18 protein-coding genes and 1 pseudogene are annotated in these 20,925 nt (G+C 42.5%); 8 read left to right on the top strand and 11 right to left on the bottom strand.

All coding sequences use genetic code 11. From position 1 onward, the window contains the following. The first annotated feature begins 2 nt into the window (after positions 1-2). Positions 3-305, top strand: a complete 303-nt coding sequence (locus tag H6G96_RS02995; protein WP_190910375.1) for a hypothetical protein — start codon at positions 3-5, stop codon at positions 303-305. Between the two features lie 194 nt (positions 306-499). Here H6G96_RS02995 and clpB read toward each other — a convergent pair whose 3' ends face one another. Beyond that, positions 500-3,142 carry an ATP-dependent chaperone ClpB gene (gene clpB, locus H6G96_RS03000; protein ID WP_190910077.1) on the bottom strand — a complete coding sequence of 881 codons (2,643 nt, stop codon included), beginning with the start codon at positions 3,140-3,142 and terminating at the stop codon, positions 500-502. Positions 3,143-3,794: 652 nt separating this feature from the next. Further along, positions 3,795-4,229, bottom strand: coding sequence for a lactoylglutathione lyase (gloA, locus tag H6G96_RS03005; RefSeq protein ID WP_190910078.1), 435 nt, complete (start codon positions 4,227-4,229; stop codon positions 3,795-3,797). A gap of 390 nt (positions 4,230-4,619) precedes the next feature. Here gloA and eno point away from each other — a divergent pair, with 390 nt between their 5' ends. Then, positions 4,620-5,909 carry a phosphopyruvate hydratase gene (eno, locus tag H6G96_RS03010; protein ID WP_190910079.1) on the top strand — a complete coding sequence of 430 codons (1,290 nt, stop codon included), beginning with the start codon at positions 4,620-4,622 and terminating at the stop codon, positions 5,907-5,909. Positions 5,910-5,965: 56 nt separating this feature from the next. Here the strand turns inward: eno and argC are convergent, their stop codons facing one another. Further along, positions 5,966-7,024, bottom strand: a complete 1,059-nt coding sequence (gene argC / locus H6G96_RS03015) for an N-acetyl-gamma-glutamyl-phosphate reductase (RefSeq protein ID WP_190910080.1) — start codon at positions 7,022-7,024, stop codon at positions 5,966-5,968. 319 nt (positions 7,025-7,343) lie between these two features. On the opposite strand from argC, the gene ribBA reads away from it, so the two are divergent. Then, a complete protein-coding gene (gene ribBA, locus H6G96_RS03020; protein ID WP_190910081.1) occupies positions 7,344-9,017 on the top strand; it encodes a bifunctional 3,4-dihydroxy-2-butanone-4-phosphate synthase/GTP cyclohydrolase II in 1,674 nt (557 codons plus the stop codon). A 61-nt stretch (positions 9,018-9,078) separates the two neighbouring features. On the opposite strand, the gene H6G96_RS03025 is transcribed toward ribBA, so the two are convergent. The 3 genes from H6G96_RS03025 to H6G96_RS03035 form a co-directional block, all read right to left on the bottom strand. Next, positions 9,079-9,957, bottom strand: coding sequence for a peptidoglycan recognition family protein (locus H6G96_RS03025; protein WP_190910082.1), 879 nt, complete (start codon positions 9,955-9,957; stop codon positions 9,079-9,081). A 530-nt stretch (positions 9,958-10,487) separates the two neighbouring features. Continuing rightward, a complete protein-coding gene (locus H6G96_RS03030; protein WP_190910083.1) occupies positions 10,488-11,345 on the bottom strand; it encodes an SDR family oxidoreductase in 858 nt (285 codons plus the stop codon). A 173-nt stretch (positions 11,346-11,518) separates the two neighbouring features. Then, entirely contained in the window at positions 11,519-11,749 is a 231-nt protein-coding gene (locus tag H6G96_RS03035) for a hypothetical protein (RefSeq protein ID WP_190910084.1), read from the bottom strand. A 311-nt stretch (positions 11,750-12,060) separates the two neighbouring features. Here H6G96_RS03035 and tatC point away from each other — a divergent pair, with 311 nt between their 5' ends. Further along, positions 12,061-12,855: a twin-arginine translocase subunit TatC gene (gene tatC / locus H6G96_RS03040; RefSeq protein ID WP_190910085.1), complete on the top strand. Its 795-nt coding sequence runs from the start codon at positions 12,061-12,063 to the stop codon at positions 12,853-12,855. Between the two features lie 104 nt (positions 12,856-12,959). Beyond that, positions 12,960-13,076: pseudogene (locus tag H6G96_RS41100) on the top strand (transposase); the annotation flags it as partial. Between the two features lie 224 nt (positions 13,077-13,300). On the opposite strand, the gene H6G96_RS03050 reads toward H6G96_RS41100, so the two are convergent. The 3 genes from H6G96_RS03050 to H6G96_RS03060 form a co-directional block, all read right to left on the bottom strand. Further along, positions 13,301-14,245 (bottom strand): DUF1350 family protein, encoded by a 945-nt coding sequence (locus H6G96_RS03050; RefSeq protein ID WP_190910086.1) that lies wholly within the window; start codon positions 14,243-14,245, stop codon positions 13,301-13,303. A gap of 357 nt (positions 14,246-14,602) precedes the next feature. Next, on the bottom strand, positions 14,603-15,190 hold the full coding sequence (locus H6G96_RS03055; RefSeq protein WP_190910087.1) for a hypothetical protein: 588 nt from the start codon (positions 15,188-15,190) through the stop codon (positions 14,603-14,605). Positions 15,191-15,322: 132 nt separating this feature from the next. Next, positions 15,323-15,631, bottom strand: coding sequence for a DUF3067 family protein (locus tag H6G96_RS03060; protein ID WP_190910088.1), 309 nt, complete (start codon positions 15,629-15,631; stop codon positions 15,323-15,325). Between the two features lie 229 nt (positions 15,632-15,860). On the opposite strand from H6G96_RS03060, the gene petC reads away from it, so the two are divergent. Both petC and petA read left to right on the top strand, forming a co-directional pair. Then, positions 15,861-16,400, top strand: a complete 540-nt coding sequence (petC, locus tag H6G96_RS03065; protein WP_190910089.1) for a cytochrome b6-f complex iron-sulfur subunit — start codon at positions 15,861-15,863, stop codon at positions 16,398-16,400. Between the two features lie 106 nt (positions 16,401-16,506). Continuing rightward, positions 16,507-17,508, top strand: coding sequence for a cytochrome f (petA, locus tag H6G96_RS03070; RefSeq protein WP_190910090.1), 1,002 nt, complete (start codon positions 16,507-16,509; stop codon positions 17,506-17,508). Positions 17,509-17,866: 358 nt separating this feature from the next. Here the strand turns inward: petA and H6G96_RS03075 are convergent, their stop codons facing one another. Further along, positions 17,867-18,916 (bottom strand): sugar transferase, encoded by a 1,050-nt coding sequence (locus tag H6G96_RS03075; RefSeq protein ID WP_190910091.1) that lies wholly within the window; start codon positions 18,914-18,916, stop codon positions 17,867-17,869. 198 nt (positions 18,917-19,114) lie between these two features. On the opposite strand from H6G96_RS03075, the gene H6G96_RS03080 reads away from it, so the two are divergent. Further along, positions 19,115-19,912, top strand: a complete 798-nt coding sequence (locus H6G96_RS03080) for a 7-carboxy-7-deazaguanine synthase QueE (RefSeq protein ID WP_190910092.1) — start codon at positions 19,115-19,117, stop codon at positions 19,910-19,912. 338 nt (positions 19,913-20,250) lie between these two features. On the opposite strand, the gene H6G96_RS03085 is transcribed toward H6G96_RS03080, so the two are convergent. Continuing rightward, positions 20,251-20,895 carry a DUF3318 domain-containing protein gene (locus tag H6G96_RS03085; RefSeq protein ID WP_190728868.1) on the bottom strand — a complete coding sequence of 215 codons (645 nt, stop codon included), beginning with the start codon at positions 20,893-20,895 and terminating at the stop codon, positions 20,251-20,253. Positions 20,896-20,925 lie beyond the last annotated feature (30 nt).

Genomic DNA, 20,925 nt, shown 5'->3' on the forward strand with positions numbered 1-20,925 from the left:
AAATGTCAGAAAACGCCCAAGAGCAAAAACAGCTATCTCTCCAAGAAATTGCTAGCCTATCTTTGGCAGAACGTCACAAAACACTAGAACCTTTTACCGCCGCTATAGCCGAAGATTTTTTGAATGACCCGGAATTAACAGAATTCTTAGTTTTGGATGGTGAAGACTGGGAAGCTGAGAATGAAAACATAATTTATGCGGAAGAAATTGAAAACATCCGTAACCATGATGCCTTTTTGAATGGCTATATATTAAAAGATGAAGGACTTTATGATGACTATGCAAATCAGAAGGGAAATACTTAAAATAAGTATGAAATTTGTATATTAAGCCTCAGTTTTAAGCAGCTTAAATTAAAAGTGATCGCACATACATATAGTAATCGTAAATCATTTGTGGAAAGTTAGATCCCCGACTTCTTTGAGAAGTCGGGGATCTGGACACCTAGCGATCGCTTATTCAATTTACCGCTTCTGCAATTTCTAATCGCCTTCTCAGACTATGTAGCAATCTGTGGTACTGACACCTTCACCAGCACTTTTTTGCTAAAAGACAGACCGTTCTCATTTTTGTCAATGATAATCGTGTCTCCAGAGATAAAAGTATTCTCCAATAATTTGGTGGCGAGGGGGTTTTCTACTTCTCGCTGAATCGCGCGTTTGAGTGGACGCGCACCATAAACTGGGTCATAGCCTGATTCGACAAGGTGATCGCAAGCAGCTTGCGATATCTCAAAGAAGATTTTTTGCTCGCGCAAGAGATTTTCTACCCGCTTGAGTTGAATACGGATGATATGCCGCAGTTCCGTGCGACTGAGGGCATGAAAGAGAATAATATCATCAAGGCGGGTGAGAAATTCGGGGCGGAAATGCGATCGCAAAGCATCCATTACGCGCTTTTGCATCGTTTCATACTTGGAATCATCACCAGATACATCCAAGATATGTTCGCTACCAATGTTACTGGTCATCACAATAACTGTGTTACGAAAATCTACCGTTCTTCCTTGAGAGTCAGTAACTCTCCCATCATCTAACACCTGCAACAAAATATTGAACACATCGGGGTGCGCTTTCTCCACTTCATCTAGCAGCACCACTGAGTAGGGACGGCGGCGAACCGCCTCGGAAAGTTGACCGCCTTCTTCATAGCCAATGTATCCTGGAGGCGCTCCCACTAACCGAGAAACTGAGTGTTTTTCCATATACTCAGACATATCCAAACGCACCAAGGCATCATCAGAATCAAAGAGAAACTGAGCTAAAGCACGGGCGAGTTCAGTTTTGCCCACACCTGTGGGACCCATGAACAAAAATGAACCAATGGGACGCGAGGGATCTTTCATCCCCGCGCGGGCGCGACGTATCGCAGCTGCTACCGCTTCTACAGCCTCTTCTTGCCCAATAACTCTTTTATGTAAATGACTTTCTAGTTGCAGCAATTTTTGCCGTTCCGATTCCAAAAGGCGATTGACGGGAATTCCTGTCCATTTGGCGACGATTTCGGCAATATCAGCTTCGGTGACTTGTTCTCGCAACAACGTAGAACCTTGGTTTTGAATTTCTAAAAGGCTCGCTTCTTTGGCTTCGCGCTCGTGCTGTACTCCTTCCAATTTGCCATACTTCAATTGGGCAGCTTTATTTAAGTCATAAGCGCGTTCCGCCTGTTCAATTTGCACTCGCAGGGCATCTTCTTCTTTCTTTAAGGCGCTTATAGCCTCCAATATCTGCTTTTCACCTTGCCATTGCTCATTAAATACTTGCTGTTTTTCTGTTAAATCGGCAATTTCTTGCTCAATTCGCTCTAAACGTTCTCTCGTTTGGGGAATACCTTTCTCTTCGCCAGCTAATGATAGCTTTTCCATTTCTAACTGCATGAGGCGGCGATCAATGGTTTCCAATTCAGCTGGTTTGGAGGTAATCTCCATTTTCAACTGTGCTGCTGCCTCATCCACCAAATCAATAGCTTTATCTGGTAAGAAGCGATCGCTAATATAACGTGCTGACAGGGTTGCTGCTGCTACCAACGCCGAATCAGAAATTTTGACGTTGTGATGCACTTCATAACGTTCTTTCAATCCCCGCAGAATGGAAATAGTATTTTCCACAGTTGGCTGATCGACAAATACTTGCTGAAAGCGGCGTTCTAGGGCAGCGTCTTTCTCAATGTGTTTGCGAAATTCGTCGAGGGTAGTCGCACCAATACAACGCAGTTCTCCCCGCGCCAGCATTGGTTTAAGTAAATTTCCGGCATCCATTGCCCCTTGCTGGGTGGAACCTGCGCCAACTACGGTATGCAATTCGTCAATAAACAGTACGATGTCACCGTTAGATTCTGTAACTTCCTTGAGGACTGCTTTCAGGCGTTCTTCAAATTCTCCTCGTAATTTTGCCCCAGCAATCAAACTACCGATATCTAAAGAAATGAGTTTGCGGTTTTTCAGAGATTCGGGAACGTCACCATTTACCATTCGCTGTGCCAAAGCTTCTGCGATCGCAGTTTTACCTACCCCAGGTTCACCAATCAATACAGGGTTATTTTTGCTACGACGAGACAATACTTGAATTACCCGCCGAATTTCCTCATCCCGTCCAATTACCGGGTCGAGTTTTCCAGATTTTGCCTGTTCTGTCAAATCTCTACCAAATTTTTGTAAGGCTTCATAACGAGATTCTGGCGTTTGATCTGTCACCTTTTGGCTACCGCGAATGGCTTTGATCGCAGCTTCTAGTTTAGCTACATCCGTACTAAAGCCTTTGAGGATCTTTCGTCCAACGCGATCGTCTTCAGCAAAGGCTAAGAGTATGTGTTCCACAGAAATGTAGGAGTCTTTCATCCTGACTCTAGCTTCCTCGGCTCGATCTAATAAAACATCTAAACTGCGGCTAAGGTAAAGCTGATCGCTTTTACCAACTTTGGGCTGACGTTGCGTAAAGGCTTCTAGCTGCTGTTGGAAGCGGATTGGATCAACCTCAGATTTAGCCAGGATACGTATTGCTAGACTAGTGGGTTCTTCTAACAGGGCAATAATTAAATGTTCAACATCTAGTTGCTGTTGTTGATAAGCACGGACTATATCCTGAGATTTAACAATCGCTTCCCAGGCTTTATCAGTAAATTTATTAGGATCTGTAGGTTGCATCTTTAGAATTTTAGAATTTTGATTTTTAGTTTAGGGATTGCGTGTTGGGGATTGGGGATTGGGGATTGGGGACTGGGGATTGGAAAAATTCTTCCCTAATAACTAATTCCTAGCCCTTAGTCCCTAATTATCCAAACATTCTCAGCGTATATCCGCGTGTATCTCCAGTGGCAATTTTGGATTGGTAATTGGCGATAGTTTAATCGATTACCTATTTCCTAATTTAAAACGAAAACACTGTTCTGAACGGACTTTCTCAAACGGTGCTGTTGGAGCGATATCTACGACGGGCTACACTTACGTTAGTAGTGTTGCTCATCGACGACAGTATGGGCGTAATACTAATAGGAAGGATTTACGCAGAGAAGATTCCCTAACCCGCCAAAAAAAGGGGAGGTAAAAAGTGAAAAGTCTCGCACATTCGGGTAACAGGAGCGCGATAGTACCTGTCTGCGGAAAAAATAAATTTTCCCGTATCTGGTTCAGCTTTTCAAGACATCAGTGTGGATTTTCCTACAGCTTTATTGCCTTCGATAAAGTTTTACTCCGTACTTAGGCAAAAGTAGGAGCGACGGAAACCGCTACTCTTAACTCTGGTGACTCAGCACAACTGAAGCTCAACTCCATCACCTATATTCTTAAATTATAAGAATTACTGACTCACAAGTTGCTCTTGTGATTCCTGTTTGGCTGCTGATCCTTGAGATCCTAGTTGAATCAGTTCAATTTTATATCCATCTGGATCTTCCACAAAAGCAATCACTGTCGAACCATGTTTCATCGGCCCTGGTTCACGGACAACTTTACCGCCCTGATTGCGGATTTCTTCACAGGTAGCGTAAATATCATCAACGCCAAGGGCAATGTGACCATAAGCATTACCCAATTCGTACTTTTCTACCCCCCAGTTGTAGGTTAGTTCGATCACCGAGTTGTCGCTTTCGTCGCCGTAGCCAACAAAAGCAAGGGTAAATTCTCCCCCTGGATAATCTTTTCGGCGTAGTAATTTCATTCCTAGAAGTTCACAGTAGAACTTTAAGGACTCTTCAAGGTTGCCCACCCGTAGCATTGTGTGTAGTAATCGCATATTGACCTTTTCTCTGTAATTGATTTAGTGTTATTCTCTGCCAACATTTTACCTAGCTGAAAGTCTTCAGGTAAAAATGCATCAGGGAAAAAATTAATTGAAGGAGGCAGAGGAGAGGGCAATTAATTTTCGTCCTGCCTTCTGCCTAGTTGTTGAGCGTACCCCTCCGGGGAAGCAAGCTACGCGTGGTGTCTCGTAGAGATGTCGAAACACTGCCTTCTGCCTTCATTGATAAACATTCCCTTACCCATTTTTGGTGTTGATCCCCATCCATATAATGGAAATCTTCTTTAATCTCAGCCAATAAAGTCTCTTAAACGCCTATGCTAGCGATTGGGTTAGGCAGCTGGACTGTATGCGTAACAGACTCGAACAAAGGATAAAGTACAGATGAGTAAATTTTTAGATACTGCAATTGAAGCGATCGCAGCCCGTGAAATTCTTGATTCACGCGGTAGACCGACAATTGAAGCCGAAGTGCATTTAGCCAACGGTGTTGTTGGATTGGCACAGGTTCCCAGTGGTGCATCTACTGGCTCTTTTGAGGCTCATGAACTGCGTGATGGCGATAAAAGCCGTTATGGGGGCAAAGGTGTACTCAAGGCAGTAAAAAACGTCAAAGAAGCGCTTGCGCCAAAATTGTTAGGCTTGGATGCCCTCAACCAAGAACTCCTAGACCGGACGATGATCGCCATAGATGGTTCTCCTAACAAATCCAGTTTGGGGGCGAATGCGATTTTGGGGGTTTCCCTAGCGGCAGCTAAAGCTGGTGCTGAGTCTCTAGATATTCCGCTATATCGCTATTTGGGTGGCCCTTTAGCGAATTTACTACCAGTGCCGTTAATGAACGTGATTAACGGTGGCGCACACGCCTCAAATAACGTAGATTTTCAAGAGTTTATGATTGTCCCAATTGGCGCAACTTCTTTTCGGGAAGCATTGCGCTGGGGTGCAGAGGTGTTTGCTACCCTCAGTCAGGTGTTAGATGAAAAGGGTTTGCTGACTGGTGTGGGCGATGAAGGCGGTTTTGCTCCTAATTTAGAATCTAATCAGGTGGCTTTAGAATTGCTGGTTGCTGCCATCAAAAAAGCTGGCTATAAACCAGGCGAAGAAGTAGCTTTGGCTTTGGATGTGGCGGCTAGCGAATTTTACAAGAATGGTCAGTATGTTTACGATGGTAAACCTCACGCCCCGGCTGAGTTTATTGATTATTTAGGGCAACTAGTTGACCAATATCCAATTGTGTCAATTGAAGATGGCTTGCACGAGGAAGATTGGCAAAGTTGGCAATTACTCACCCAGAAGTTAGGTTCGCGGGTGCAGTTGGTAGGGGATGACTTATTTGTAACTAATGCCACTCGCTTGCAAAGAGGCATCCAGGAAAAAGCCGCTAATGCCATTCTAATAAAACTCAATCAAATTGGTTCTCTCACCGAAACCTTAGAAACCATTGATTTGGCAACTCGTAACAGCATCCGTTCAGTAATTAGCCATCGTTCTGGTGAAACAGAAGACACAACGATCGCTGATTTAGCCGTAGCCACCCGTGCCGGTCAAATTAAAACAGGTTCCCTCTGTCGCAGTGAACGCGTAGCAAAATATAATCGCTTGCTGCGAATTGAAGATGAACTAGGCGATCGCGCCGTTTATGCTGGTGCTGTGGGGTTAGGGCCTAAGTAGAGTTAGGAGTTAGGAGTTTTTAATTCATAATTCATCACTTCTAACTCCTAACTGATTTAAGGATAAAACCCCAACTTGGGCAACCCCAAGGTTTCATCCCAGTCCATCATCAGGTTTAGACACTGAATCGCTTGGCCCGCCTGTCCTTTAATTAAATTGTCGATTGCTGACATGACAATCACGCGACCTGTGCGCGGGTCAACTTCTACACCGATGTAACAAAGATTGCTGCCGTTAGCCCACTTGGTTTGAGGGTAAACGCCACTACCGCAGACTTTCACCCAAGGGGAGTTGCGGTAGAAGGCTGAGAAAATTGTGATTAAGTCATCTCGCACTAAACCCGGATCGCTCATTGTGGCATATACCGTTGCCAAAATACCGCGCACCATTGGGATAAGGTGGGGTGTAAATTGAATCATGAGTTCGTGACCAGCTAAGTCACTGCAAATTTGCTCAATTTCTGGGGTATGACGGTGACGTCCGATATTAAAAGCTGCTATGGAGTTGTCTGCTTCAGCTAGTAATAAGTTGGTTTGAGCTTGCCGTCCACTGCTAGATGTGCCAGCCTTGGCATCGATAATAGCTGTTTCTGGTTTGATTAAGCCTTGCTTTAAAAGTGGCGAAAGTGCAAGGAGGCTAGCAGTAGGATAAGAACCAGGACAGCCAATTAGTTGAGCTTCGGCAATGCGATCGCGATAAAGTTCTGGTAATCCATAAACTGCTGTAGCTGCAATTGTGCGATCGCTTCTCTCAATGCCATACCAATTTGTATAAGTTGTCAAATCGCTGAACCGATAATCTGCACTCAAATCTATTACTTTACATCCTTTTTCCAACAGTTTGGGCGCGATTTGGCAAGCCAGACCATTTGGTAAACACAAGAAAACCACTTCACAGCGTTGAGCAATTATTTCTGGTTCTACCGCCTCTATTGGCAGGTTAGCTACATGAGCCAAATGCGGGTACAAATCTCCAAAGGATTTCCCAATACTGCTCTGGCAGCCTAAATAAACCAGCTCTACTTCTGGATGATCCATCAGTAGTCGTACTAACTGTACTCCGCCATAGCCCGACGCGCCAACAATCCCAACGGGTACGCGTCTAAATTTGCCCATGATCTGAAATCCTTATCCCATGAATGGTGAATTCGTTATCAGCTATCAACAATATCAGCGACTAGATGCACAGCATACAAAACAGTTGAAACCCCTCTACTTTTTTCAAACGCCGAGAATGAGTGACGCGGTAAAATTGTCAAATATTTTATTTGTCTCCCTGATCGTTGCAGTTTATTACTAAACCCCAATTTTAGGGGCAGAAATTGTTGCCACGTTATCAAATCATTGCTAGTCTACTTCTCTGCCTTATAAAGGAGCTACAATCTAAAAGAAGAAATTGTAAAAAATATTTACGTTGGTAGCTGGAAATCTTTCTGTGTCACAGCCTAATACTAACCAAGCTTTTAAATTTGATTCGATTGATGCCGCGTTAGCAGACCTAAAAGCTGGTCGCGTCATCGTAGTGGTAGATGATGAAAATAGAGAAAATGAAGGCGACTTGATTTGTGCTGCCCAATTCGCCACACCTGACATGATTAATTTCATGGCGGTGGAAGCTAGAGGGCTGATTTGTTTGGCAATGACAGGCGATCGCTTAGACGAGCTAGACTTACCTTTGATGGTAAGTAACATTACAGATACTAACCAAACTGCCTTTACTGTTAGCATTGATGCTGGCCCAGAATTGGGTGTAACCACTGGCATCTCAGCAGAAGACCGCGCCCGCACTATCCAGGTTACTCTTAATCCAGCCACAAAACCGACAGATTTACGTCGTCCTGGTCATATTTTTCCCATTCGGGCTAAAGTTGGTGGCGTACTTAAACGCGCAGGACATACGGAAGCGGCTGTAGACTTATCTCGACTAGCAGGGCTATACCCAGCAGGAGTAATTTGTGAAATTCAAAACTCCGATGGTTCAATGGCGCGGTTGCAGCAGTTAGTCGAATACGCGAAACGTCACAAGTTAAAAATCATTAGTATTGCGGATTTAATCAGTTATCGCCTACAGCACGATCGCCTCGTGTATCGTGAGGTTATTACCAAACTGCCTAGTCAATTTGGTCAGTTTGAAATTTACGCCTACCGCCACACTCTGGATAATACAGAACACGTTGCAATTGTCAAGGGCGATCCAGCTAATTTTAAAGATGAGCCAGTAATGGTGCGGATGCACTCAGAATGCTTAACTGGTGATGCTTTGGGTTCTTTGCGCTGCGACTGTAGAATGCAGCTTGTAGCTGCACTGAAAATGATTGAGTCTGCTGGTCAAGGTGTAGTTGTATACCTGCGGCAAGAAGGACGGGGAATTGGCTTGATTAACAAGCTAAAAGCCTACTCGTTGCAGGATATGGGACTGGATACAGTAGAAGCAAATGAGCGTTTGGGATTTCCTGCTGATTTGCGAGACTACGGGATGGGCGCACAAATGCTCATGGACTTGGGTATCAAAAAGATTCGTCTGATTACCAATAATCCCCGTAAAATTGCTGGAGTCAAGGGCTATGGGTTGGAAGTAGTTGATCGCGTGCCATTGTTAATTGAAGCAAACGACTACAATTCTTATTACCTGGCCACAAAAGCGCAAAAGCTGGGTCATATGCTGTTACAGACTTATCTGGTAACAGTAGCAATTCATTGGCAAGATGACCCGGAAGCTGTGACGGAACGTTATGAACGCTTAGAGAAGCTGCGACACTTAGCGAAAACGAATGATTTATTGTTGCAGGAAGAAGCGCGTCCATTAGCGATCGCTATATTTGATGAGCCATCTTTAACAGTACACTTAGGTTTTGATCAAGCAAAAGTTGCTAGCTCTGATTGGTATCAACAAAGTGGTCATCCTTATATACAGGCTATCTTCCAAATTCTGGATAACCTAGCAACCTTGCCATACATCCAGAAACTAGAGTTTTTGATTTCCTCTGGTTCCGATCCGTTGAGTAATTTACAAGTCCAACTAGATCGGCAAACATTCTCTGATGGTACACTGCCTTCATCGATTAGCGATCGCTTAGAAAAGCAGCAAATATATAGCTTTAGCAAATAGTTTGTCTCAATAAATTTTGTCGGGTGTGTTATCGCGTAGCGTAACGCACCTTACAAATAAACTATTTGCTGACTCGATAAATTGGTCTGAGCTGACGATAAGTATTAAGTAAGTCTAGAAATTTATTACCATCAAAATTGATCGGGTCAACTTTTTGACTTGAACGGTCTACTAGCTTGTGGGTAGTGATGCGCTCATCTGGAACTTGACTTTGAGCAATCAACCAAGCAAGAGAATTATATTGCGCTTCCGTGTAACCGCTATGGGTTTGTTGGCTGGTAGCGTCATAACCATCTGGGGGTGTTTCCAAAGAAACGTGATAAGCAAAATTATTCACAGACGGGGGTAAATTTGGATTAGTCTTTACAGTTTCCACTCCATCAGGACTATCAAATACTGAGTTAGCTGCACCAAAAGCCCGTTTTTCTGGTGGTACTAGATAAACTACTGTTCCGTCTAACTTGATTAAAGTGTGGTAACTTGCTTGCACATTTTCATCGTCATGGGCTACTTGAAAGAAATTAATGGCGCTGGAAGCAGAATAACCAGTTTCATGGAGGACGATAATTGGTTGGTTATTGAGAGGAAGGCCGTTAACATCTTGGGCGTACCGTTCTCCATAATTAGTTGGGTTAACTGAGACAACTTCATAATTAGGTCTGTACTGTGCAAAAGCTTGAGTGGTTACGTACCTTGCCACAGGCTTGTTAGTCTTGGCTGAGGACTTGATAACATCTTGAGATTTCTTTTCTGGCTCTTTTGCTGATTGGAATTGTGCCTGGGGATATTGACTCCAGGCTGTAACCTGTGGATTGGATATATCAGATGTTGCCAGATTATTTTGTAATTTTGTCGCTCGTCCAATTAGCAGCACTACAATTAGAGCCATGAACATCAGCGAGATTAGTAGCACCCTAGTCGCCCAGTCTTGAAACCTCATTTTTCTAATACACGTAAAACGGTAGATATAAACTTGTAGCTAAACTGGCGTATCTTAGTAGAAAAGCACTTCTGTACGCTTCTATTGCCAATAATATCCAAACGAGAATCGCTATAATACCTTAATTCTAGTCAAATATACGTTACCAGTATATGTTGGAATGCTATGTAATTGTTTTAAATGCTTCCTCTGTCTAGGAAGCTATTTCAATGCTATCAAAAGCATCACTAGGAAATTTTAAATAAAAAAATACTCAACTACTGATTGTGGGATGGGCAAGAGACGATTGGTGTCAACTTAACGTGAAACCCTGACAATGACGTTATATCAAGCCTAATCAATTACCAATTAAGTCGTCGGAACCCCACCCCGCTTTTGTCTAGCGACAAAACCTCCCCTCCCCGTGAACGGGGAGGGGATTAAGGGGTGGGGTAAAACGCCTGTGGGGTAAGCGTTTTAACTTAAGTTGACACCAATGACCTCTTGCCCACCCCACAATATTAAAAAATTAAAAATTTATTTCTCCAAGCTTACAAGCCCATAGAGTATAAAATTACGCGATCATGCAGTCTGTCAGGCAAAATATGCTTCAGCACAGCTCCAATTTTGGCATCTTGTCCAACGAGATAGCGTGTCTTTGGCTTCTTTGCAGTGAGCGCATGGAGAACAGCTTGAGCAACAATATCCGCAGAAATTCCGTTAGATGCGAGAATCTGCATTTTCTTGCGGACAATATTCATCGCTTGACCATAGAGATTTTGTGCCGTTTGCGGTAAATCCTGCTGTGCTATTTCAGATTGACCAAGGGACTTTTCCCAAATTGGGGTAGCGATGGAACCAGGTTCAATAATTGAAACCGAGATTCCCCAAGGTCGTAATTCCATCCGCATCACATCAGTTAGTGCTTCCAAGGCAAATTTTGACGCATTGTAAGCTCCCAGGAACGGTGTAGGGCTTCTACCGGCAATGGAACCCATATTGACAATTCGACCCCGATCTTGGCGTAATAGACCAAGAAACCCTTGTGTCACCGCTAATTGTCCGGTGACGTTAACTAGCATCTGGTGTTGAAATTCTGCGATCGCTAATAATTCTAAGGGGCCTGGGATAGCAATTCCGGCATTATTTACTAAACCTAAAATTCCGCCACCACCGACTGCATTTGTTACCTTATCAACCGCAGATGCGATCGATTCAGCGTCAGTAACATCTAAAAAAATCGGAGTGAGCCTTTGTGATCCTTTCTGTTTAAGTGTTTGAGCATCAATATCTTGACGCACGCCAGCAAAAACAGAGAAGCCCAACTGGTCTAAAAGTAAAGCACACGCTTGACCAATTCCTGTTGATGCTCCTGTAACCACTACTGTACGTTGATTTCCTGCAACCATTAACTCTCTCCGTACTATGATGGAATTGCTGTAATTACGAATTAGTCTGAATAAACACGGTACAGGGGAGAAAAAGCACGCCCTGAAGTGGTAAAGTTTCAACCAAGAAAGAATAAGAGCAGCAGTGCTTTCACCCACAAGAGATTTGTAGCTTTCTTTCCCCCTGCCTCTTATCAATCTCTGCAAGTACCAGCGCGAAGACAATCTTCCGTTTGGTCATCTCTAGCCGACATTTGCCACGGAAATGTGTCTAACTGAGAATTTGTGCTGTAAACCACTAGAGCAGTTATTATGGAAAGCTGGTTTTCAACAATTGACACGTCACTACTACAAGTACTGCTTAGTTGAGCATTGTATAAATAAAGAGGCAATGCCATTAATCCAATGCAAATTCTCCGATTCATAAAACCTCAGCAAAAAATTTCCGATTGCGCTATGTATAGATACCACCTTGATGAACCGGATTTTCAAAACTGAGTATTATATGTTTATGTTGTGTCAATTTACTCAGCGCTAGTAGCCGCAGAGACGTTATTTCTAAATTATCGGTTCCACCTTTTTTTGGTTAAGCATTGCCTACAATATGGCTTTCTACTAACTTATGCAGATGCAACCCCAAAAAACAGGATAAAAAACCCACAGCACTCAAAAACATATCTTGCTAACTGCATTCCCCGGATAAAATAGTTAACAAATGTTGCCTACTAACTGACTCATGACGCCTTCACAAGACGTAGATACTCTAAACGTTCCCAACATCGATCCAGAAGAATATGGCAACTCAGACACCAATCCTCTTGATGAGTTACCAGGTGAAGTCGAAATGTCCCTTTTCGACCACCTAGAAGAGTTGCGACAGCGCATTTTTTATTCGCTGATTGCCATAGTCATCGGTATTATTGGCTGTTTCTTTGCCGTTAAGCCCATTGTCCAACTACTTGAGGTTCCCGCACAAGGAGTAAAATTTCTCCAACTTGCACCTGGAGAATATTTCTTTGTATCACTCAAAGTTGCAGCCTACACTGGTATCATACTTACTAGTCCTTTCATTCTTTACCAAATTATCCAATTTGTGCTTCCAGGACTGACTCGCCGCGAACGCCGTTTACTAGCACCTGTGGTTTTGGGTTCGACTGTGCTGTTTGCGGCTGGGTTAGTATTTGCCTATTTACTCCTTATCCCCGCAGCTTTGAATTTTTTCATCAGCTACGGAGCAGATGTTGTTGAACAAATTTGGTCAATTGATAAATATTTTGAATTTGTGCTGCTGCTATTATTCAGCACTGGTTTAGCATTTCAAATTCCCATCATCCAATTGTTGCTCGGTAATTTGAACATTGTCTCGTCTGAACGGATGATTTCTGGTTGGCGCTACGTGATTATGGGAGCAGTGGTTTTAGGAGCCGTGCTTACACCTTCTACTGATCCCCTGACTCAAAGCCTTTTAGCGGGAGCAGTTTTAGGGCTTTATTTCGGTGGTGTTGGACTGGTGAAGCTCACGGGTAAATAACATCTGGAATAAGTGAAAATATTGTCATGCTTAGTTTTTGACCTAATGTTTATTCAAACCCCGATCGGCTTTATCGAGTTTGCTGACTAGCTACTGTTAAAAAGCATCTCAAATTAAAATCTTTGGCGAATGAGATTTTGAGAGAGTGGCGTGCAATGCCTACGTTTTTCTATAATCCACAACTGCCACTTACCAATAATGAAGCTGAACGTACTCTGTGATATGAAGTAATTGCGCGACGTATCAGCTATGCTACTGGGAGCATCTCAATGAGTGTAAAAACACGCCCTAGTCCTAGCGAATGGAATTCGCCGTTATACAGACAAAACCCACATCCGTGGGTTACAAATTCCTTGAGTCCACGTAGGCGGATTTGGTTTGTGTTGCCGCGATTTCTAATCGCCAGGTATATTTGCAAAGGTGAGATGGTATGCTCCTCGCACTTCTAGCGATTAGATGATCGAGATTTAAGTTCATCAAAGAAATGTACGATAGACTGACCTAATTGCTCAATGTAAATACTGAGCGGTTGAAAATGCGATCCTTCTAGTTCTTGATATAAGGGTTGGAAATATTTCTGTTTAATCTGTTCTAGCATAAACGCTACATCATCTTCAGCTATACAATCCAATTTAAAAGAAATAACACCCGTTAAATTAAAGAGTTCTTTACTAGATCGAATCAAACATTCAGTTTGTTTCTGATTTGGATTGGCCAGAGAATTCGGTATTCTCCAGCCCGATCTCAGAATTCTAACTGTGTTACTGATTTCAGGTGCAAGTAAGATAGAAGACTGATTTTTAATAAAAAATTGATTAGCCAATTCTGTTGTAGGTAATAACTGGTCAATAACTCCTTTAGATATTTCCTGCACAGATTCTATTGAAGCTATCTGTTTAATGGCTTCGTCAGCATCTTTTTTGTCTAAGCATTGTCTAAGAATCTGCATTCGCCTTGTTGGCTCATTGCTCGAAATTTCCAAAAGAATAATATATTTACATCCGAGGCTATGACCAAGCCATAAGTAATTGGCGGGATTTGAATATGTATTTATAACATCATCAGTTTGATTCTCTTCTCTTAAGGTTTTAATAATCTCAGTCTTAAGAAGATATTGCTCTTTGAGCAAGCTAAAAGAAACCTCCCAATGATTGAATTGAATTGGATTTAGAGGAAATCGGTATAAAATCAGTGAATATCCTTGAGCAAATAGATATTGATGTAGATATTTATATGCCCGCACAGGAAAAGAACCAAAAATAAAGCTACCAATAAATTGGATGACTCCTTTAGGATTTGGATGTAGTGCTACCTGACTGTTGGATAGCTTTCTAAATTTTAGTTCGGTATTTTGTAACATATACTTATTAATATTTTTTAATTTTTTCATTGAAACCATAACAGGATTAAGTGCAAGGTATGACCAAATCCTATTAAATTAAAATTAAGAAATTAACTGTCCAAAATCATTTTTAGTTCAGACAGTTAGTTCTAAGAGGTTATAATTTATTGCAATATTGCAATATACAGAGTCTAAACAAGATAATCTAAGTTTTGGAGCTAAAGAATCAAGTCTGCTGACAGAAAAAATGTGCGCCAAAGCTCAAAAGTGATGTTAGGATTTGCCTGATAGAGTTAAGATAATCTAAGTTTTGGAGCTAAAGAATCAAGTCTGCTGACAGAAAAAATGTGCGCCAAAACTCAAAAGTGATGTTAGGATTTGCCTGATAGAGTTAATCATTCTTGCTTACAGATCAAATAAAGCTTTTCCGTTAGCAAGGGGCAACGCATAAGCAATCTCACCTAGCTCGCCTTTCTCTGTGCCAAAAAACGTACCTCGATGTTCAGCAGTTATTAGCAACTGAGTTGTTTTAGGAGTTGTTTTAGGAGTTGATTGAGTTGTTTCAGCAGTTGATTCTAAATTAATGGATATCTCGACATAACCCCGCAACTCAAAATCTGCTTTTTCTCGAAGTTCTTTATTAGTAGCATCCGGTTGCAGAATAAATAAGCCTGTATCATTAGCATCAAGGGAAAATGTAAAGCCTGACTTTTTTATCTCTTCTTTAAAGTCAATAGGTTTAGGATCAATGCTTACAGGTTCATCTATACCAGTGGTATCTAGGCGAGTCAGAATTTTGTTAGCCTCTAGTCCGGGCGTTATTGCTGTAACTACAAGGCTCAGAGATACGGGTTCATTAGTGACATTAGCAATCGTAAGGAAATAGCCCTGGAGAATATTTCTCGCTAGTGCGCTAAGTTCAGGCACTTCAGTTGTAAATTTCTTTGGAAGTTGAGGCTTAAGAAGAAGTTCAAATGTTGAGATAAAAGCCATTAGTTTTTCCTTAAGTATGTGTATTTTATCACATTAGCTGTGAGTAAAACTATCATATACGAGCTATGGTATTTTGGAATAAAAAAATACTGTGAATACTTAAAAATTTATAAATCTTAATGCAATAGCGGGTCATAATATCCATTCCGAAGAACGTTCACCCAAATCTAGAGGAATGCTAACAGCTTTGCCGAGCCTGGGGCGATCGCGTGTTTGGGTGATAAATGTTTGTACTTGTGTTGACCCACCCAAGGCATGAAGATAATTAGCAATGGTATCAAGATGCTCTTGGTACTCCGTCTCGCTCAAGGGAAAAGAAGCTTGCTCCAAGTATTTCCACATTACTTGCAAAAATATCTTTCCCTGTGCCCGCCGGAACTGGACATCGTAAGAGTATCCCCATTTATCAAGCAACATCTGACGTAATTCCTGTCCTGTCATAGCTTTTCTCAATCAGATTTTACATTTAGTTATGATGTTAAGTTCCGTGACTCCAGTATGATAAGGATATAAAGAAATGTAATGCTAACAGAAAAGATGCTTTTTATATCTTGCAACAAAGAAGTATGGCATCGTTGTGAGCGCTAGCATTTCGACTTAGACAAGAGTTCCTCAAGTATTAGTACTTTTGTCAAAATGCTTAACAAAATACACAAAGAGCGCGTAGATTATGGCTCAATTTTCTGAATCAGCAGACGTGCCCGATATGGGGCGTCGTCAGTTCATGAATCTGCTCACTTTTGGGACTGTCACTGGAGTAGCTCTGGGTGCATTGTATCCCGTTGTCAACTACTTTATTCCACCTGCAACTGGTGGTGCTGGTGGCGGTACAACGGCAAAAGACGAGTTAGGTAACGATGTTAGCGTTGCTAAATTTCTAGAAAACCGGAATTCAGGCGATCGCAGCCTAGTCCAAGGGCTAAAGGGAGATCCTACCTATATTGTGGTAGACAGCAAAGAGGCAATCAAAGATTATGGCATTAATGCCATCTGCACCCACTTAGGTTGTGTCGTCCCCTGGAACGTTGCAGAGAACAAGTTTAAGTGTCCTTGTCATGGTTCTCAGTATGACGAAACTGGTAAGGTTATTCGTGGCCCAGCGCCCCTGTCTTTACCTTTAGCTCATACCAATGTAGCCGACGACAAAATCGTCTTGACCCCTTGGACTGAAACTGACTTCCGCACCGGTGATGCAGCTTGGTGGGCTTAATAATTTTGTCCTTAGTCCTTAGTCATTCGTCCTTTATTCAGGGCTAAATGACTAATGACTAATGACCAATGACTAATGACTAATTCAATCGTTGCCCTTACTAGAGATGAGAAATGTTTTCTTCAGAGCGAGGTTAACTCGCAGTGCTAGAGCGATCATAAAAACATTGCTCATAGCGATCGCCACCGTGACATTTTACTTCACCAGCGATCTAGCCCTTCCCCAATCAGCTGCCGCCTATCCCTTTTGGGCACAGCAAACCTATCCTGAAACCCCCCGCGAACCAACTGGGCGGATTGTTTGTGCCAACTGTCACTTAGCAGCCAAGCCTACAGAAGTGGAAGTTCCCCAATCGGTGCTACCTGACACTGTATTCAAAGCTGTAGTGAAAATCCCTTATGATCTTAGCGCCCAGCAAGTTGGTGCTGATGGTTCTAAGGTTGGCTTGAACGTTGGTGCTGTACTGATGCTACCTGAAGGCTTTAAGATTGCTCCTGAAGACCGTCTTTCTGAGGAACTTAAAGAAGAAGTTGGCGACACTCCCTTCCAACCCTACAGCGAAGATAAAGAAAATGTCGTCATCGTCGGGCCTTTACCCGGTGAACAGTATCAGGAAATCGTCTTCCCAGTTCTCTCTCCCAATCCCGCAACCGATAAAAACATCCACTTCGGTAAATATTCAGTTCACTTAGGTGCTAACCGAGGACGCGGACAAGTTTATCCTACTGGCGAAAAGAGCAACAACGCTGTTTACAACGCTTCTGCTACTGGCACAATTACTAAAATTGCCAAAGAAGAAGATGGAGACGGTAACGTTAAATATCTAGTCAACATCCAACCTGAATCTGGTGATGTTGTTGTTGATACGATTCCTTTGGGGCCAGAACTGGTTGTTTCCGAAGGGCAAGCAGTTAAGACTGGTGAAGCTTTGACCAACAACCCAAATGTCGGTGGATTCGGTCAACAAGATGCAGAAATCGTATTGCAAGATGCCTCTAGAGTCCAATGGATGATTGCGTTCATCGCTCTTGTAATGTTAGCCCAAGTTATGCTTGTGCTGAAGAAGAAACAAGTTGAGAAAGTTCAAGCTGCTGAGATGAATTTCTAAATTCTTTGCTAAATCATTGCTGACGAGACAGGCTTATTGCCTGTCTTTTTTAACGAGAGAGGCTTTTTACTTGTTATGGCAGTTCTCGACCCAGTAAAGTACAATTTTGACCTCTCTCCAAATCTCTCTCCTAAAAGGAGAGAGGCTTTGAATCGTTCCCCCTTCCCGCTTCGGGAAGGGGGTTAGGTCTATTTGCATACTTCTACCTCACCGGATTGAAAATGGCTATAAGCAGAGCATGACACTTGCGTAGTGCTGCACAAACCAAAAATTTACCCAAGCCTAAACATAGGCTTAGGTGTATTTAACAATTATCGTGATTGGAAATTAACAAAAAATTGTGAATAAGGTTAGTTAGCTAAACAGCACCACTGTTTCTATTAAACAGAAGAGCTATAGTTTTGAAAATTAGCTTTAAATCGTATACCAAACTCCAATTTTTTTGATACTGCAAATCCAGGCGAATTACATCTTCAAAACTACGGACTGTAGAACGTCCATTGACTTGCCATTCGCCAGTCATACCAGGTTTAACATCTAAACGTTGCCACTCTGGTACTTCGTAGCGTTCCACTTCATCGGGTGTAGGCGGTCGAGTGCCTACTAAACTCATTTGTCCTTTGAGGACGTTCCAAAATTGCGGTAATTCATCAAGACTAGTTCGCCGTAAAAAGCGCCCTACTTTGGTAATTCTAGGGTCATTATCATTCTTGAAAAAAGCACCTTGCGCTTGGTTTGTGACTTGGGATTTCTTCGCTTCTGCATCCACACACATAGAGCGGAATTTCCAAATTTTAAACTGCTTTCCCATCCAACCACAACGGGTTTGGCTGAAGAAAATAGGACCGGGATCATTAATTTGAATAGCGATCGCAATAGGAATAAACAAAAACCCTGTAATTAATAAACCGACCACAGACCCGACAATGTCTAATAACCGTTTCATCCAAGATGCCACAGAAGGGTGAGTAGTAGGTAACTGCTCTACTTTGCGGGAACTTGTTTTCTGGTTATCTACTAAGTTTTCTTGTTTGAGCAGCGACCCATCGCCCACTAGCTCTAAGGGAAAAACCTCATTTAATCCCGTGAGTTTTAAGACTGCCATGACTTGAGGCGTTACATTCCGCAGTGTTAATGTAATACCTTGGGTCTGGGCGTATTTAAAATTACTCACCAGGGCACCTAAACCACTACTATCCATAAAAATAGTTTGGTAAAAGTCAATAATGATTTGTTTAGGATGTGAATTGGATTGAATTAAGCTTTGGCAGGTTTGTTTAAAGCCTAAAGCCTCCAGCACGCTCAACCGCTTAGGCATCTGCACTATAGCTGTGTCATTTAGGGAATTAACTGGAAAATCGACCTCTATCGGTTGGCTTGTCATGAAGCTCTGCACTTTCGTTGCCATGTATAATGTAATCTGCCAAACGTTATTTTGTCCTAGAAAATTACCTAACCTAATATTGAAATCAGTAGTAATAAGGACTAATTACTATTTACCGGGGCTGAGATTGGAGATCGCTAGCGACGATTCACAATAGAACAAGAAGCCAAAAAACATCCTTGCTGTTGTGCCGACGCAGCGCGATCGCGTTGCTCTCATCAAATGATTGCTAAAACTACGGTTACACCTACCGCACGCCTAGTTGAGGTCTTTTCTGCCATTCAAGGGGAAGGACTAAATGTAGGGACGCGTCAGATATTTATTCGTTTTGCTTTGTGTGATTTGCGCTGTCACTTTTGTGATAGTGCCCACACTTGGAATGCACCTGCTAATTGTCGGATAGAGCGATCGCCTGGATTGCGCGATTTTGAAATTCACTCTAACCCTGTCTCTCTACCCATATTAATCGAATGGGTGGAACGACAAAACCTACCTTGTTTACACGATAGCATTAGCTTGACAGGGGGTGAACCACTTCTTCATGCCCCATTTTTAATGCAGTTTCTACCCCAAGTGCGAACCATAACTGGTCTACCTGTATATTTAGAAACTGGCGGACATCGCCCAGAACAACTGGCAATGATTCTCCCCTATTTAGACTCTGTAGGAATGGATTTCAAATTGCCCAGTGTTAGCGGTGAAAGTTATTGGCTAGAACATGCTAAATTTCTCCAATTGTGTCATGACTCATATTTAAATGTTTTTGTCAAGATAATTGTGTCTCAAAACACAGATCCAGCCGAGTTGGAACGTTCAGCTTTGCTAGTGGCAGAGGTTAGTCCAGATATCTCAGTATTTTTACAACCTGTAACGCCTTTAGCAGTATCTGAGCAATTCTCCCCAATACCTATGCTTGCGCCTGCGGCCGATCAAGTTTTGAACTGGCAAGCTTTGATGAAGGGGTTTCTTAAGCACGTGCGTGTGATCCCTCAGACGCATAAAATGCTGAACCAGCTGTAAAAGCTTCTGTAAAATTTGAGTTTGATAAAGATGTAGTCAAGAAAAAAGTAAGATTTTATGAAATGCTCATTGCTGCCGCTAATCATCAAGGCAGCAGCCCTCTATTAGGCATTCTCAGCCTGAAGCTGGGAATGAAGAAAAGAGTGAAGAGCGAGGATTGAGGAGTTTTACTCATCCCACGGCTACGAAAACATGGCTAGTCTAATAACACGCTTCCGCGATCGCGACACTCGTAGACTCGTTAACGCTCCGCTATCGTTTTCTTGAATTGCCGTGGGATTTTGCATTTGTAATTAGTTATTAGTACCAACGACCAATGACCAATGACTAATGACTAATTACAACCCGCCTTCATCTGGAGTTCTGGATTTAGCTTTAGCCTTATTGGCACTACGTTTGAGAGCAGAGAGCCTGGCTTCGTATCTTGATCGTTGGCGCTTATTAGGAGTATTGTCAATCAGGGTTTTCAAGGCGCTACCTAGACTCTTGTAGGCATTAGGGAGGCTATAACCAAAACGAGTTGCCAAAGCGATCGCTTTCTCATCAGCATTGAGCAATTCCTTTAGTTGCTTTTCCCCATTATTCTTTTGGTACAGTCGCCAGCCTGACACACCACAAAGCGACAAGGCTAACACCAAAAGCAATCCATCTTGTACCCACAATTCGCCTACAGCACCACCTAAGCCGATGGCTAGTGCTGCCATTTCCCAACCATCTTTAGGAATTGTGTCATTTTGAACGCGAGCAACTTCATGCCAGAACAGCAGATTACGCTGATCCATTGCGAGGGCATCCCATTTAATCAGGTCAATTTGAATTTCTACCTGGTCTTTACCAATTTCTTCGCAACGAACCAGGGGTGGATTGACCTCAGTTGTGCCTTCAACCATGACCCAGCTCTGTAATTCTGGCGGTAGTAAGCCTTTCAACCGCCGTAGTTCACTCATTTCCGCTTTGGCAGAGGAGGTTGCATAGGATGTCATAATATCCAGCCCCAGAAAATTTCAGTAGTA

The sequence above is a fragment of the Nostoc sp. FACHB-892 genome (assembly GCF_014698795.1).
Taxonomy (GTDB): domain Bacteria; phylum Cyanobacteriota; class Cyanobacteriia; order Cyanobacteriales; family Nostocaceae; genus Nostoc.

Excerpts from the sequence above, each read along its gene's own strand:
- H6G96_RS02995 (WP_190910375.1), top strand. The coding sequence starts at position 3 with ATGTCAGAAAACGCCCAAGAGCAAAAACAGCTATCTCTCCAAGAAATT.
- clpB (WP_190910077.1), bottom strand. The coding sequence starts at position 3,142 with ATGCAACCTACAGATCCTAATAAATTTACTGATAAAGCCTGGGAAGCG.
- gloA (WP_190910078.1), bottom strand. The coding sequence starts at position 4,229 with ATGCGATTACTACACACAATGCTACGGGTGGGCAACCTTGAAGAGTCC.
- eno (WP_190910079.1), top strand. The coding sequence starts at position 4,620 with ATGAGTAAATTTTTAGATACTGCAATTGAAGCGATCGCAGCCCGTGAA.
- argC (WP_190910080.1), bottom strand. The coding sequence starts at position 7,024 with ATGGGCAAATTTAGACGCGTACCCGTTGGGATTGTTGGCGCGTCGGGC.
- H6G96_RS03025 (WP_190910082.1), bottom strand. The coding sequence starts at position 9,957 with ATGAGGTTTCAAGACTGGGCGACTAGGGTGCTACTAATCTCGCTGATG.
- H6G96_RS03030 (WP_190910083.1), bottom strand. The coding sequence starts at position 11,345 with ATGGTTGCAGGAAATCAACGTACAGTAGTGGTTACAGGAGCATCAACA.
- H6G96_RS03035 (WP_190910084.1), bottom strand. The coding sequence starts at position 11,749 with ATGAATCGGAGAATTTGCATTGGATTAATGGCATTGCCTCTTTATTTA.
- tatC (WP_190910085.1), top strand. The coding sequence starts at position 12,061 with ATGACGCCTTCACAAGACGTAGATACTCTAAACGTTCCCAACATCGAT.
- H6G96_RS03050 (WP_190910086.1), bottom strand. The coding sequence starts at position 14,245 with ATGAAAAAATTAAAAAATATTAATAAGTATATGTTACAAAATACCGAA.
- H6G96_RS03055 (WP_190910087.1), bottom strand. The coding sequence starts at position 15,190 with ATGGCTTTTATCTCAACATTTGAACTTCTTCTTAAGCCTCAACTTCCA.
- H6G96_RS03060 (WP_190910088.1), bottom strand. The coding sequence starts at position 15,631 with ATGACAGGACAGGAATTACGTCAGATGTTGCTTGATAAATGGGGATAC.
- petC (WP_190910089.1), top strand. The coding sequence starts at position 15,861 with ATGGCTCAATTTTCTGAATCAGCAGACGTGCCCGATATGGGGCGTCGT.
- petA (WP_190910090.1), top strand. The coding sequence starts at position 16,507 with ATGAGAAATGTTTTCTTCAGAGCGAGGTTAACTCGCAGTGCTAGAGCG.
- H6G96_RS03075 (WP_190910091.1), bottom strand. The coding sequence starts at position 18,916 with ATGGCAACGAAAGTGCAGAGCTTCATGACAAGCCAACCGATAGAGGTC.
- H6G96_RS03080 (WP_190910092.1), top strand. The coding sequence starts at position 19,115 with ATGATTGCTAAAACTACGGTTACACCTACCGCACGCCTAGTTGAGGTC.
- H6G96_RS03085 (WP_190728868.1), bottom strand. The coding sequence starts at position 20,895 with ATGACATCCTATGCAACCTCCTCTGCCAAAGCGGAAATGAGTGAACTA.